This is a genomic window from Variovorax sp. 3319 (assembly GCF_031456585.1).
Classification (GTDB): Bacteria; Pseudomonadota; Gammaproteobacteria; order Burkholderiales; family Burkholderiaceae_C; genus Variovorax; species Variovorax paradoxus_P.
Genome location: NZ_JAVDUZ010000017.1, coordinates 20045 through 34727, shown reverse-complemented (window position 1 = coordinate 34727; position 14683 = coordinate 20045). Strand labels below are relative to the sequence as shown.

The window sequence follows — 14683 nt, the reverse complement described above, 5'->3', positions numbered from 1 at the left end:
GAGGAGCCTCGTCACCATGGACCCTTCGAGCAGCCGCGACGCCACCGGCACGTCCGCCCCCGAGGCGCCGCCGCTGCACGGAGCCGCGCCCACGCTCGAGGCCGGCGGCTTCACGGGAACGGCCGAGTTGAGCTTCGCGCTCGCGCTGCCACAGGCCCGCGGGCTGGCGCCGCAGATCGGCCTGGCTTTCTCCTCGCGCGCCGGCAACGGACCGTTCGGACTCGGCATGGGCATCGGCCTGCCCGCGTTCTCGGTGCGCACCGCGCCCGGCGTGCCTGGGTACCTGGGCGACGATCCGCTCGAATACGCCGGCGCCGGGCCCTTGACGCGGCGCACGACCGCGGGGCCGGGCGATGCCGAGGGCGTGGTCTACCTGCCGCAGTTCGAAAGCGACTTCTCGCTGCTGATCCGGCGCCCGAGCAGCGACGGCACGAGCTCGTGGAAGACCGTGGACCGCGAGAACCGCGTCTGGCTCTTCGGCACCGGCGCGGGCACGCGCATCGCAGATCCGCGCGACCCCGCGCGGATCTGCGAATGGCTGCTGGAGGAAACCAGCGACAGCAAGGGCAACTGGGTGCGCTACGGCTACAAGCCGGACGACCGCGCCAACCTGCCGGACGCCGTCTACGAACAGGACCGCGGACCGCCCGCGCAGCGCTATCTGGAGCGCATCCGCTGGGGCAACTACACCGACGACAACGGCGATGAGCAGGCCGCCTTCGAGCTCGTGTTCGACTACGGCGAATACGCGCTGGACCACCTGGACCAGCCCGGCAGCAACCCGTATCTGCCAGTGCGCGAATGGGCCGCGCGGCCCGACGCATGGACGAGCTTTCGCCCTGGCTTCGAGCTGCGCACGCAGCGGCTGTGCCGCAACATCCTGCTGTTCCATCGCTTCGAGGCGCTCGGTTCGCAGCCGGCGCTGGTGCGCTCGTGGACGCTCGACCACGCGCCCAGTCCCGTCTTCGCGACGCTGACCGGCTTGCGCGAAACCGGCTGGCGTCGCCGGCCGGCCGACGGCAGCTACGAGCAACTGGGACTGCCCGGCGTCACGCTGGATTACGCACGCTTCGATCCGCCGGCCGCGCCGGAATACCGGGCGATGCGCGTCGACGGGCGCGGCACGGACTTTCCGGGCACGACCGGCTCGCCGGCGCTGCAGACCGTCGACCTGGACGGCATCGGCCTGCCCGGGCTGCTGAGCTCGGAGGGGCCGGCCGTCTACTACCACCGCCCGCTCGGCGACGGCAACTACGCGGCGGCGCAGCCGCTTGCCGACTTTCCCGACCTCGGCATGCCGCAGCCACCTGCGCTCGAACTCGCCGACCTCGACGGCGACGGCCGCTACGCGCTGGTGGCGAGCACCGACAGGCTGCAGGGCTACTTCGCGCGCGAAGACGAACACTGGCTGCCGTACCGCAGCTTCCCGAACCATCCCACGCCGACCCCGGGCGTCGCGAGCATCGAGGCCGCCCTCAGCGGAACCGGCCGTAGCGATGCACTGCTGCTCGGCGCGGGCCGCGCGACCGTGTTCGAAGGCAGGGGCACCGAAGGCTGGGGCGACCCGCGCAGCACCGCCCTGCCGGCCGGTTTTCCGATGGCCGGCGAAGGCGGCGAGACCGAGCTGCTGACCTTTGCCGATCCCTTCGGCGACGGGCTCGCGCACCGCGTGCGCATCCGCGACGGCAGCTTCGAGGTCTGGCCGTCGCTGGGCCATGGACGCTTCGGCGAGCGCATCGTGCTGGCCAATGCGCCGCGCCTGGACGCCCGCACGCAGGCGACGCGGATCTTCCTGGCCAACCTCAGCGGCAGCGCCGGCGTGGACCTGGTCGTCGCGCGCGACGACGGCATCGACATCCACGTCAACGAGGCGGGCAACGGCTTTTCGGCGCCGAGGCGCATTGCCCTGCCCGGCCCGCTCGGCGACACCGCGCAGCTGGGCTTCTCGGACATCCTGGGCAACGGCTCGACATGCATCGTCTACACGCGGCTGCAGCCCACCATTGCGCACTTCTACTTTCCGCTGGAAGGACAAGCGCCGCCGGGCCTCGCGACCGCGGCCGCGCCGAGGCCCTGGATGCTGCTGCACTGGAACACGCAGCGCGGCACCGAGACCACGCTGGCCTACGCCAGCTCGACCCACTATGCGCTGGCCGCACAGCGCGCCGGCCGGCCCTGGCTCACGCAGGTGCCGTTCGCGGCGCAGGTGGTTGCGAGCGTCTGCGTAACGGACCACATCAATCAGGTGCGCAGCTGGCAGGAGTTCGACTACGCCAATGGTTACTACGACCCCGACTGGCGCGAGTTTCGCGGCTTCGGCTACGTGGAACGGCTGGAACGCGAGGAATCGATCGCCGGCTCCGCGAGCCTGGCCGGCACCTGGCCGGGGTTGACGCGCAGCTGGTATCTCGTGGGCGATCCGCGCGAAGACCAGTCACTGCTGGCGCAGGCGCGCACGCAGTATTTCGCCGACCCGCACGGCTTTGCACTGGCGCCCGCCGTGCTCGATGCCGCCGTCCTCGCGGCCGATGCGGACACCGTCGACCAGGCCTGGCGCGCGCTGGCGGGCCGCCCGGTACACGAGGAGCTCTACGCCACCGCTGGCGACGGCAGCGCGCGGCCGGTGCCGCTGACCGTGAGCGACAACGCATGGTCCGTGCGGCTGGAGCAGGCGGCGGCCGGCGGCAATCCGGCCAGCGTCTATGTGCACCCGCACCAGTCGCTGAACCTGAGCTACGACGAGGTGGCCGACGATCCGTCGACGCAGCACCACTTCGTGCTCGAGGTGGACGCGTTCGGCGGCATTCGGCGCAGCAGCAGCGTGAACTACCCGCGCCGCGGGACGCCGGACCCCGACCGCATCGTCTATCCCGAGCAGGCCATCGTGCGCGGCATCGTCGAACTCGGCAGCCTGAGCGCGGTGACCGAGCCCTTTCGCTTGCTCGGCATCGAATTCGAGAGCCAGGGATTGCAGCTGGGCGGCCTCACGCTGCCGGCCGCCGGCCACTTCGGCTGGAGCGAGATGCAGGCGCTGGTCGATGCGGCCTTGCTGCAGCGCATCGCCTACGGCGAACCTTTCGACCCGGCCCGGCTGCAGTCGCGCCCCTACAACTGGCGCCGCAGCTACTACTGGGACGATGCGCAGGCCAAGGCCCTGCCGCTGGGCCAGGTCAGTGCCCGCGCGCTCGCGCACCACCGCGATGACGCGGTGTGCTCGGACTTCTGGCTGACCGAGGTCTTCGGCGACAAGGCCGATGCGGCACTGCTGCGCGACGAAGGCGGCTACGTGGCCGACACCGCAGGCTGGTGGTGGAACCCGGGCATCGTCACCGACTACGCACTGCCGAGCGCGCCGCAGCACCATTTCATGCCATGGCGCACGCGCTACGAGGCGCCGGCGGGCAGCCAGCCGGTCGACGGGCTCCTGGCGGAAACCGAGTTCGCCTACGACGAGCCCTACCACCTGTTCACCACTGCCAGCAGCGAGCGCGTCGCCGATGCCGTGTGGCTGCGCAGCCGGACCGAGCCGGACTACCAGAGCCTCGCGCCGGCACTGACCGTCGACGCCAACGGCAACCACCAGCAGTATCTCTACGACCCGCTCGCTCGCCTGCTGGCGACCTCGCTCTTCAAGCCTGCCGACGCCGGCGGGCCGCGCGTGGGCGACGGCGACCTGGAGGATCCCGCGCAGTTCGAGCGGCGTGCCGGTGCCACCTTCGCCGATGTGCTCGCACGCAAGGCGCACTACCTGCAGCAGGCCAGCTCGTATTGCAGCTACGACAGCATGGCGTACCTGGAACGCGGTCAGCCGTGCTCGCGCACGACGCTCACGCGGCAGACGCACGTCAGCGACCTGGGCAGCGGCGAGGCCACGCCGATCCTTGCGCAGGTCGACTACGAGGATGCCCAGGGCGGCGCCGTGCAATCGCGGCGCGAGGCCGAGCCCGAAGCGCTCACGGGCCTGCCGCGCTGGCTGGTCGAAGGCAGCAAGCGCTTCAACGCGGCCGACCTCGAGGCCGAGCAGTTCTTTGCCTGGCAGGCCGGCAGCGCGCTGTTCACGGCCGGCGGCGCAGCTTCGGGCGGCTCACCGGTGCCGCCCACGCGCCATTCGTACGATCCGCTGCAGCGCCTGCTGCGCAGCGACGACCCCAAGGGTTTCTTTTCTTGCTCACGCTACACGCCCTGGGAGACGTTGAGCTACGACCGCGACGACACCGTGCGCGAGTCGGCGTACTACCAGCGCTTCATGCGCGACTATCCGGACGACCCCAGCACCGCGCAGCGCGACGAGTGGGAGGCGCTGACGCAGGCCGCGGGCTTCTACAACACGCCGCGCATCGACGTCTTCGACAACGCGGGCGGGCAGATCCGCATCCTGCAAAACAACCTGGGCAACGTGGCGCCCGATGCCTTCGAGGCGATCGTCAGGGGCAGCGGCGTGACGTCGCGCATGCTGTGGGACGACCTGCACCTGCAGGGCTACCTGATCACGCGCAACGACGCGCCGACCGGCACCTGGGTCACCGGAAAGTTCAGGCCCTACTTCGCCGGCTTCGCGCTGCAGCTGGGCCCGGGCTTCGAGCCATTCGCGGCCGCGGTGACCGCGCTGCTCAAGCCCAACGGCCTCACCACCTTTCTGCGCACCGATCCGCAGGGCCGGCGCGCCGTGGCGATCGATCCGAGGCTGTACTACGACAACATCGTCAACGGCAGCGACCACGCCAACTTCCGCTACGCCTACGCGATGCAGAAGACCACGCCTGCGCGCGCGATCGGCGCGGACGCGGGCACCCGCTGGACGCTGGAGAACATCTTCGGCAGCCCGATGCGCCGCTGGGACGCGATGCGCGCGACGCTCGAAAGCTACGACCGCCTGCAGCGGATGCTGCGCACCGAGATCGACGACGGCGTGCGGCGCATCCGCACCGAGCAGGTCACCTGGGGAGAAACCGCCCCTGACGCGGCGCGCCACAACCTGTGCGGCCAAATCCGCGAATACCTGGACGAGGCCGGCCGTCTGTCGAATGCCGACTACTCGCTGCAAGGGCAGCTGATCGCGACCTCGCGGCAATTGCCGCGGGACTACCGCTCGACACCCGACTGGGCGCAGCCGGTCGATCTGGACGCCGCCGTCTACCGCAGCGAGTTCCGCTTCGACGTGCAGAACCGGCCGACCGCGCAGGCCTTTCCCAACGGCGGCGCGGCCACCCTGCGCTACGACCTCACGGGCCGCCTGCAGCAGACCCGGTTGCGCGGCAGCGACGGCGATTGGCGCGAGATCACGACGCGCATCGACTGGAACGCTTCGGGTCAGGTCGAGCGCATCGCATTCGGCGGCGGCGTCGAACAGCAGCGCCGCTACGAAGCCACCACGCGGCGCCTGCTGGCATGGAACAGCAGCGCCCCGCCGCAGGGCAGCAGCGAGCGGGCCCGGCTGCAATCGCTGGACTGCGTGTACGACCCCGTCGGCAACGTCACGCTGGTGCGCGACCGCTGCGCCAGCCTGCTGTTCTGCTACCCCCAGCCCGAGGCCGAGAACCGCCGCCGCTACGACGCGCTCTATCAAATCTGCGGCGCGACGGGACTGGAGCATCCGGGCATCGGGGCCGACACGCACGTCGACGGCTTCAAGCAGTCGATCTTCGCCGCGCTGTGCCCGGCCGATCCGGCGCAGCAGGTCACGCTGCGCGGGTACGAGGAACGCTACGGGTATGACGATGCGCGCAATCTGATCTCCCTCGCCCACCTTGTTGCAAACGTCGGCGGAACCGACTTCGAACGGTTGCAGCCGGTGCAGGCCGACAGCAATCGGCTGGCGGACCAGCGCTACGACGACAATGGCAACCCGCTGCAACTGGAACTCAACGGCGAAGTGAAGCTGGGCTGGAGCGCGCGCAACCTGATGGCGCAGGCCGGCCCCTACGCCAAGTCGGCACCGGGCACGCGCCACGAGTGGTACGGCTACGACCATGCGGGCGCCCGCGTGCGGCGAGTGATCGAGCACTTCGATGCCGGCGGGACACTGGTTCGCGTGCAGCAGCAGGTCTGTCCGAGCGCGGGCTACCAAGTCGACCTGGCGCAGGATGTCGCGACCGGCGGCAGCCTGGCCGCGCAAGCGACGCGCACGCGGCTGTCGAGTGCGCAGCAGATGCTCGCGATCCTGGACGAACACATCGACGGCGCGACGACACCGGCGCAACTGCGCCTGCAACTGGCCGCCACCCAAGGCTCGATCAGCGTGGAGACCGATGCGCAGGGCGCGCCGCTGAGCTACGAGTCCTACTTCCCGTTCGGCGGCACCTCGGTCATCGCCGGCCCCGACGAGGCAAGCGTGGAGCCCAAGCACATCCGCTACAGCGGCAAGACGGCCGACGACGGGCTGGGCCTGTACGACTACGGCGCGCGCTATTTCGCGCCGTGGCAGGGACGCTGGCTCAACCCCGATCCGTCGGGAACGGTCAACGGTCTGAACCTGTACCAGTTCGTGCGCGACGACCCGACGACGCTGGTGGACGGCGACGGTCGCGCGGTCACGGTGCGGCGCATTCCGGGGCGCAACGGCAACCTGCCGACGTTGCGCATCCACGTCACCGGCGTGCTGGTAAACAACACCCCCGCAGGCACCCACACGCCGCTGCAGGTGCGCGCCTTCGCGCGTCGCCTGGAACGGCAGATCGCGCGCAGCTACCGGCGTGCGGGCACGGCGGCAGGGGACACCGTGCGCGTCGTGGCATCCGCGAAGATCCGCGCCTCCGGTCGCATCGATCGCAACGACCATGTGTTCCGGCTGGTGCCGGTGGGTCGATTGCCAACGTTCCAGCAGGGTATCGGGCCGCGCTACCTGCCTGGGCAATACCGCGGCCCGGGCGTCGTCGGCTATGCGCCGGGCCGAAACCTGGGCGGACTCCTGCGCGAGCGACAGCGCGCGATCTTCATCCGCCAGGACATCGCCAACAGGGTGCCCGCCCTGGCGGGCCCGCACGCCGGTACAGGACGCACAGTGGGCGGCCTCGCTTCGTTCGAACGCACCGGCGCACACGAGTTCGGGCACACCCTGGGCCTGGACCACCCACCACTCGGAACCGTGCCCGGCAACCTGATGCACCAGACCCTTGCGGTCGGCGCCGGCCTGGGCATCACCGAAGCACAGGCCATGACCGTGGAGACCGAGTTCAACGCAGGCCGGCTCAACGGCTCCGATCAGGGCGTCGATTCGCAGTTGTTTCCCTTCTGAAGGCACGCGGCGCCGCAGCCGCCACGCGGTGCGTTGCTGACCATCGTGAACCGGCAGGGCGCGTCAGCAGCCTCACGCCCTCTCCTATGGTTTTACCTTCGTGACGCGTTTGTGCTTTTCTCTATGCGTCCTTCTGAGCTTGTCTCATATCGCTCGACTTGCCACCCATTCTCGGAGAGCCAGGGCGTCACGCCTAACGCAGCTGCGGCGAAGCACGCCTTCTTCGGGCTTCCTTGTGCATGTTCACCGGCGTCGCGCCAAGGACGCGCGTGACCATGGCCGCAAGGAAGCGGCCGGGCGCAAGTTCCTCTGGGACCTCCTGCCGGAGGATCGTCACCTTCGGGAGCTTCGCAATGTCTTGGTCGACCACGGCATCGAGGGCGGGCGCGGGCGCGCCGTCGTCTGCCAGTTCGCGCCCCGGCTCCGGCAGCGCCGTCACAGGAGGTTCTTCACCCGTCTCGGCGATCGCGCCGTCGTTGGCATACTCCATCAAGACGAGGCAGGTCGCATGGTAGGCATCGTCCTCGCGGCCGAGCTTGGCCAGCAGATCGAACAGCCACTCGGCGGTTGCGGGCTCCTTCTGGAGGATGTCCGAGCGAAGGCCGAACACGAAGCCCAGCGCAGCGAGCGGGTGCCTCAGCCGCAGGTTCTTCGCGTCCCCGTAGGATTCCTCGATTCGGTTTGGCGCATTCTTCCCATAGGAAGAGTCCATGCGCTTGGTCGAGATCAGCAGCTCGGGCCCGGTGACCCAGTCCGAGATGACCACGTCGACCTGCTTGAGGTAATTCTTGCCGAGGATGATGCCGCTCGATGAGGTCGCGCCGGTGATCGGGCCGTCCTTCTCGATGCGGTCCGCCACGGCTTTTCGGAGCCCGACGGGCAGCGCCTTCATCAGGTTGGCGATCGGCGCCGGCAGGATGCGCGGATGGACCGGCCGCGGCCACGCCTGGTCGGCGTTGAAGCCCGCGCGCCGCAGCTCGTAGCTCAGCCAGACATCGAGGGCCAGCGCCGGCACGCCGGACTGCGTTCCGGCCCTCAGGTGAAGCGGCACCCCGAGCAGCCGGGCGAGGGTGTCGAAATCGGGTTCGAACCGCAGCTGTCCGTCCGTCCCCTTGACCCAGGGATTGCTGTGCCCCCCTTCCGGAGCGGCACATGCGACGATGCGATCGAAGAGGACCCAGGCCCGCGCTTTCGCGCTTGGTTCAGTGGCCACTGGCGCCCCTCACGGTGCGGCGCCTGAAGAAATCCTCACGCGCTTGACGGATCTGCACGATCTGTTCGGCCGACAACCCGTTGCAGCCCACAAGAACGACCTCGTCCACCATCCTGACGGCCTCCAGCAGCCGACCGTCGGCCAACAGGTCGGCGACTTGCGGCTTGACCGCGCGAAGCGCGTCCGCGCGCGCCAGGACCAGTGCGGGCGACGGCATGGCCCAGACATCGGCCTCCTTCGGCTCGATCTTCAGGATGCCTCCTCCATACGCACGTCCCACCATCTCCGCGTGGAACAGCGTGACCGAGTTCAGGCTCGCCAGCGGCAAAAGCTCACGGCCCAATTCGGCGTGTTCGTCATGAAGGTAGACGCCGTGGACCGAGTTGAGATGTCGCGCTCCGGCTTCGTTGGCGGTGAGCCGGGGGGTGTCCGCGTTCATGCAGGTCAACAACAGGTCGGCCGGCGGAACGAGCGGCACCTGATACCAGGTTTTTCGGACGCGGCATTTGTAGGCCGTGTCGACACCAGTCCGATGGCCGTCGGCGATGTACGCCGCCGCCTCGACCGAGGGCGGCGCGCTCGGGTAGAAGAGGTAGGTGGCGCTCCCCTCCTTGCCCAGCCTTGTGAGCATGGTGCTGGTCAGCGCCAGGCCACGCAGGTGGGCGCTTCCGGGCGGCGAGAGGCGCAGCAGCTCCTTGGGACGCAGCCCCAGTTCCTTCGCACGCTCAGGCGAGAGCGTGAAGTACTTGTTGTTCCCGGTAACGATGCCGAGGGTGGTGTCCCCCCACGTCTCGAGGTGGGTGAACAGACCTTGCTGCAGCAGACCGTGCACCGGCTTGACGGCTTCGGGAGCGACCAGGCTGCTGGTCCACTTGCCCGCCGGGTCCGTCGGCGTCCAGGTCAGGCCAGCGCCGAGCGACCCGAGGTCGGCAGCGTTCTTCGCCTGCCGGATCACCGCATGCTGCGCCGGACCTTCCAGATAACCGTCGGCCAGGAGCAGCACGACGTCGGCCTCGGCTTCGGGGAACACCTGTTCGTCGAAGAGCACGAGCTCCACGTCGCGGAAACGGTCGAAGAGGAAACGGCGCACCGGCGCCGCATAGTTCACCGAGAGCAGCTCGGCCGGCAGGACAAGGCCGACCCGCCCCCCCTGTCTCAGGAAAAGCGCCGAGTGGATCGTGAACGCGGCCCAGCTGGAGGCCAGGCCCGTGAGCGAGACGCCGCCGCGCAGGGCGGCCTCCCGGGCACGGAGGCGGGACTCACCCGAGAAATCCTGGTAACGGATGTAGGGCGGGTTGCCGATCACCGTGTCGTAGACCGGCTCGGGCTCGATCAGGAAGAAGTCGCTGTGCCGGATCTGGGCCGTCCCCCCCGCTTCCCGGACACGCTGGGCTGCCACGCGCGCGCTGTGCGCGTGGATCTCGACGCCGTCGACGATCGGCCGCGCGTCCGGGTCGGCAGCGAGCTCGCGCAGGCGGGCCACAGCAGCGACGAGAAAGGCGGCGTCGCCGGCGGAGGGCTCCATCACCAAGTCCTCTGCGTCGCGAATCGCCCATTCACTGACAAACCGGGTGATGTCGTCAGGCGTGAAGAATGCGCCCCGCTCCTTGCGAAGCGCGGGCGTGTCGTTCGGATCAATGGAGCGCAGGGCAGTCACGCCGACATTCTATGTAGCCCGGGCCATCTCCGTTGCCGAACGGAGCCAGCGGGCTCAGGAGCCCGACCCACGACGCGAACAAGTCGGCGCGCGCGCCGCCTCACTCGCGCAATGTGAATACCACCGACAGATAGGAAACCGGCCCACTCTGAATCGCCTCGATACCGTGCAGCGCGGTCGCCTCGAACAGCAGCGAGTCCCCCGCCCCTACGGCAACCGACTTACCGCCGTAGCGGTAGGTGATCTCTCCAGACAGGAAGTACAGGAACTTGAGGCCGGGATGCTGGAAGGTCACGTAGGGATCGGCACCAGGCAGCAACGTGACCAGGTAGGGCTCGACGAACAGGTTGCCCGACAGCAGGTGGCCCAGCAGCTCGTAGCGGTAGTCTGAAACGGCGCCGACGCGATCCACAACCACGCCCTGCCCCGCCCGCACATGGCAGAAGTCCGTGCGCCGTGCCTGATCACCGAAGAAGCGCGAGACCGGAACGTGCAGCCCCTGCGCAAGGCGCTCCAAGGTCTCCACCGAAGGCGAGACCAGACCACGCTCAATGCGCGAAAGCATCGAAGCAGAAATCCCCGAGGTCTTGGCCAGCTCGCCCCCAGACACCTCAGCCGCCATGCGAAGCGCCCTCACCTGCGCGCCGATGCGCGCAGCGGACAGGCTGCGCAGGACAGGTGCGCCTTGCCTCGACCGGGAGCGCGTGATCGACGCCGGCAGCTTCGGCGAGCGCCCGGTGGGAAATGGAGACGGAAGCCGAACATTTCGCATGAACACAGACCCCTCGCAGAAACGGTAGCCCTGTTGATTGTGACTCAAACACGGCTGACGTAAAAGCAGCTTTCTCGAAGACTTCCGCCGTGACAAGTTCTAGGAATTCTTCGAAGCCCCCCGAAGCCTCGGCAAGGGAAGTGCTCGCGTTGAATTTGATCCGGGAGCGCGGACTAAGGGGATGGTCGCAGGAGGCCCTGGCGTTCGAGGCGGGACTGCATCGGACCTTTGTCGCTCACGTCGAACGTCAAGCTCGCAACATTTCACTCGACAATCTTGAGCGTCTCGCGTTGGCGTTGAAGCTCAGGCCGTATCAGCTTCTCGAAGAATAGATACTGTCTCTTTTGCAAGGCGATCATAGAAAATTCGCCTGACGTGAAGCACGCACCAAGGCGCATTGCGCCCACGGAGAACCTGCTAGCACCGCTCACTCCAGGCACGAATAGATGAAAAGACACCAGAGCGTCTCTGTGGCCGCACTCGGCCAGACACCACGCGGTTCGCTCCCACTCTGATTTCGACGCGGATCCCGAGTAAATGCGAACCTGGTCGTAAACTGTTCGCAGCACGGTAGCCGTGTAAGTCAGAGACAGCTAAGCAGCGCTAGCAGTCGCTCGGCTCTATCGATGCGAATGACCGCAAGCTTTCGCCCTGCAGCCACTGCAGCGGTGGCTGGCTCTTGTACTCTTCGCTCAGTTCACTGCGCGCACGAACCTCGGCTCCACAAATGAGGTGGCAGGCATGGCCCTACGGTTTCGTAAGTCAATCAAGCTCGCTCCCATTCATCGGCAACTCGCGTTGAACGCCAAGGCGATGAACGCGCGAAGGGGCTGATACTCGCAACTTCGGCACGACACACATGCGGCGATTCTTGAGTATCCCAGGGATCGCAGCCCGGCACAGGGGCAGCGGGAGGCGTTCGGAAAGATCCATGACTGCGGCGCGCCCTTGAATTAAGGAGTTTAAGCACCATGACACAGCCGACGTTCAACATCTTTGACGCCCTATCTGCCTGGGGCAAGACGCTTCCCACTTGGCAGCATTTCCTGCTCAGCAACTTGGTGGAGGAAGTTGAACTGCCGGACGCGGTGCTCGATGAGGTCTTTTCAGAGTACCTGATTGACCAGAACCTGGCTGACCCCGGCGCGGCTCGCGTGGCTTGGGACCTGGGACTTCCCCAGTTCCAGCCGGGTGCTCCTGCAGTGGTCAGTACCCTGACGACGATGACCGGCGTGTCAGGCGTCAACGCGCTGGCCGCCGGGGAAACGCTGAGCTTTGGCTCCAAGCTCACGGTGATCTACGGACCCAATGGGGCCGGAAAGTCTGGCTACGCACGGGTGCTGAAATCCGCGTGCTTTACGCGATCGAAGGATGTCGGGATCCTAGGCGATGTGAAGCTTGCGAAGAGCAAGCAGCTAAAGCCAACTGCGAAGTTCTCCTTCGACGATGGTTCGGCCGTGGACTTTGTTCACCAGGAACCCTGCCAGCGAATGCGCGATGGCTTCGCGGTCTTCGACTCCACCTGTGTACGCGTGCATCTGGACGGCCGGAACGCTTTCCAGGTCATGCCGTATCTGTTCGATGTCTTCCCGCGCATGGTGGCCGTGTTCACTGAACTGCAGACCAAACTCCGCGACCAGATCACGCTGCGCACGCCTGCCGCCGACAAGTACGCCATCCAGAACAGCACATCCGAAGTCGCAACGGCACTCTCTGCCCTCACTGCACAGACGGATCTGACGCGGCTGCAAGAGCTTGCGGTGTACGGCGAAGCCGAAGCTGTCCGGCTCTCTGCAATCGAACAACAATTGGCCGAGTTGCGCACCACTGACCCGAAAGAGATCGTCACGAGGAACGAACAGCGTATTTCCGACCTGAAGGCCGTTCAGGCGTCCATCGGTGCCCTGGCGCAGGCGATCCAACCGTCGCTCGTGCAAGGCATCGCTGCGGCGGTGTCGCGGACTACCGCGCTGGTGGAGCAAGGCGCGGCGCTGTCATCGGCCCGTTTTGGCGGAGAGCCGGTTCAACCTGTCGGAACCCGCGCGTGGCTGGATCTACTGGCCGCTGCGATTGCCTATGGCGAGGAAGCGTATCCAGGAGTCCCATTTCCGCCCCAGACAGATGGGGCCCGCTGCGTGCTTTGCCAACAGACCCTGGATGCCGCCAGCGCGGACCGGCTGACCAAATTTTACGAGACGGCCACCAGCGGTGTAGAAGCTCAGCTTGCTGCCACCAGGCGCACGCTGAAATTGCACAGCGTTTCGCTTGGCAAGATCGGACTGTCTTTCTTCGGCGAGGAGAGTGCCGCGCGGCGCACCGTGCAAGAACTTGATGCGGCACTGGCGGCGAATATCGTCGGGCACGTCGAGGGCTTTCGAACCGTTGTCGGCGTGTTGATCGATGCGGTAGCGACGGAGACGGATCCGGGGCTGTCATTACTCGCATATGACGCCGTCTTAGACCGAGTGTCCGCGCTGGTAGATCGCCTAGATCAAGACAATGGATTGCTCCGGCAGAGCGATCCTCAGGCATTGATCGACGCGCTGCTTCTGGAGTTGCAATTGCTGAAGGACCGACAGTGGCTGGCCGGCCAGTACGTTGCCGTGGCAGAAACGGTCGAAGACATGAAATGGGTGGTCAAAGCGAATGCATGCCTTCGCAGCCTGCCCACCATCCAGCGCGATGTCACGAGCAAGCAGAAGGTCCTGGCCAAGGAACTCGTCGCACAGGGTTTTATCGCCCGATTCACCGAGAACTGCGCCGCGCTTCGGTTGACACTCCCGGTGCAATTCAAGTTTGCTGGCGAGGCAGGGACCACGGACCGGAAGATCGAAATTGCCAACGCCGGGATGACCGGAGTAGATCCTTCGCAAGTGCTCAGCGAGGGAGAGCAGACGGCCGCTGCGCTGGCGGACTTTCTGACAGAGGTGGAACTCAACGGTGCTTGTGCGGGCGTAATCTTCGACGATCCAGTGACGTCGATGGATCACGTGCGGAAGGAAGCGATCGCGCAGCGGCTGGTGGCCGAAGCCGATCGGAGGCAGGTGGTCGTCTTCACGCACGACATCCTGTTCACCAATTATCTCGCGTCGGCTGCCGAGGATAAAGGCGTGGCGTTCGCCGGGCGCACCGTATGGCGCGATGATGCCAATTCGCCCGGAGTCATTGACCGGCTGGCCTTTCCACATGAGCACTACGAGGGGGCTGCGCATGACCGTGCCAAAGGCCACTACGAGTCGGCGCGGATGTTGGCGGGCGATCCGCAGCGGGACGCATTGGAAAAGGCTTGTGGCAGTTTGCGCACCGCCTATGAGGACTTCATCCAGAAGAGGCTGTTCAACAACGTGGTGCGGCGTTGGCGGGAGAACATCACGTTCACACTGAATCAGGTGTACTTCGACGAAGCAATCGCGGAGCGCATTCATGATCGGATGGCTGCGCTATCGCGCTACATCGATGCCCATTCCCATTCGGAAGACTTCCACGAGGTGCCGCTCACAACCGATTCGGTCAAGAGCGAACTGGGTCTGTTCGACGCAATCAAGTCGGACTACAAAAAGGCCCGTACGGAGTGGGAGAAGGCGAGGCCAAAGGCGGCGGGCGTCTTCAGCTAAATCTCTCCTGGAACACATTTGAACATGTACGACCTGCCCGCCGGATTAGAGGATCGTCACTGTGGCCGGCTGACATCTCGCCGCCAAGGAGCGGTTTGACGGGCAGACCAAGGTGACCGCCTCACTGCGCCGCGAAGGACGGAAAACCTAGGCGACGGAGTCTGCACGCGACTTCGAGACCGCGAGAAAGCGA

General features: G+C 66.8%; 6 protein-coding genes. 3 read left to right on the top strand and 3 right to left on the bottom strand.

What is annotated here, in order from left to right; all coding sequences use genetic code 11:
- Nucleotides 1-16 precede the first annotated feature (16 nt).
- Nucleotides 17-7234, top strand: a complete 7218-nt coding sequence (locus tag J2X67_RS26305) for a SpvB/TcaC N-terminal domain-containing protein (RefSeq protein ID WP_309957878.1) — start codon at nt 17-19, stop codon at nt 7232-7234.
- A gap of 193 nt (nt 7235-7427) precedes the next feature.
- Here the strand turns inward: J2X67_RS26305 and J2X67_RS26300 are convergent, their stop codons facing one another.
- The 3 genes from J2X67_RS26300 to J2X67_RS26290 form a co-directional block, all read right to left on the bottom strand.
- The gene (locus J2X67_RS26300) at nt 7428-8447 is read right to left on the bottom strand and encodes a hypothetical protein (protein WP_309957876.1); all 1020 of its coding nucleotides are present in this window, start codon (nt 8445-8447) and stop codon (nt 7428-7430) included.
- Nucleotides 8437-10104: an N-6 DNA methylase gene (locus tag J2X67_RS26295; RefSeq protein WP_309957874.1), complete on the bottom strand. Its 1668-nt coding sequence runs from the start codon at nt 10102-10104 to the stop codon at nt 8437-8439. Before J2X67_RS26295 ends, J2X67_RS26300 begins: the two co-directional genes overlap by 11 nt.
- A 100-nt stretch (nt 10105-10204) precedes the next feature.
- Nucleotides 10205-10777 (bottom strand): XRE family transcriptional regulator, encoded by a 573-nt coding sequence (locus J2X67_RS26290; RefSeq protein ID WP_309957909.1) that lies wholly within the window; start codon nt 10775-10777, stop codon nt 10205-10207.
- Between the two features lie 188 nt (nt 10778-10965).
- Between J2X67_RS26290 and J2X67_RS26285 the strand changes: the two genes are divergently transcribed.
- The gene (locus J2X67_RS26285; protein ID WP_309957872.1) at nt 10966-11208 is read left to right on the top strand and encodes a helix-turn-helix transcriptional regulator; all 243 of its coding nucleotides are present in this window, start codon (nt 10966-10968) and stop codon (nt 11206-11208) included.
- Between the two features lie 639 nt (nt 11209-11847).
- Entirely contained in the window at nt 11848-14490 is a 2643-nt protein-coding gene (locus J2X67_RS26280; protein ID WP_309957870.1) for an AAA family ATPase, read from the top strand.
- Nucleotides 14491-14683 lie beyond the last annotated feature (193 nt).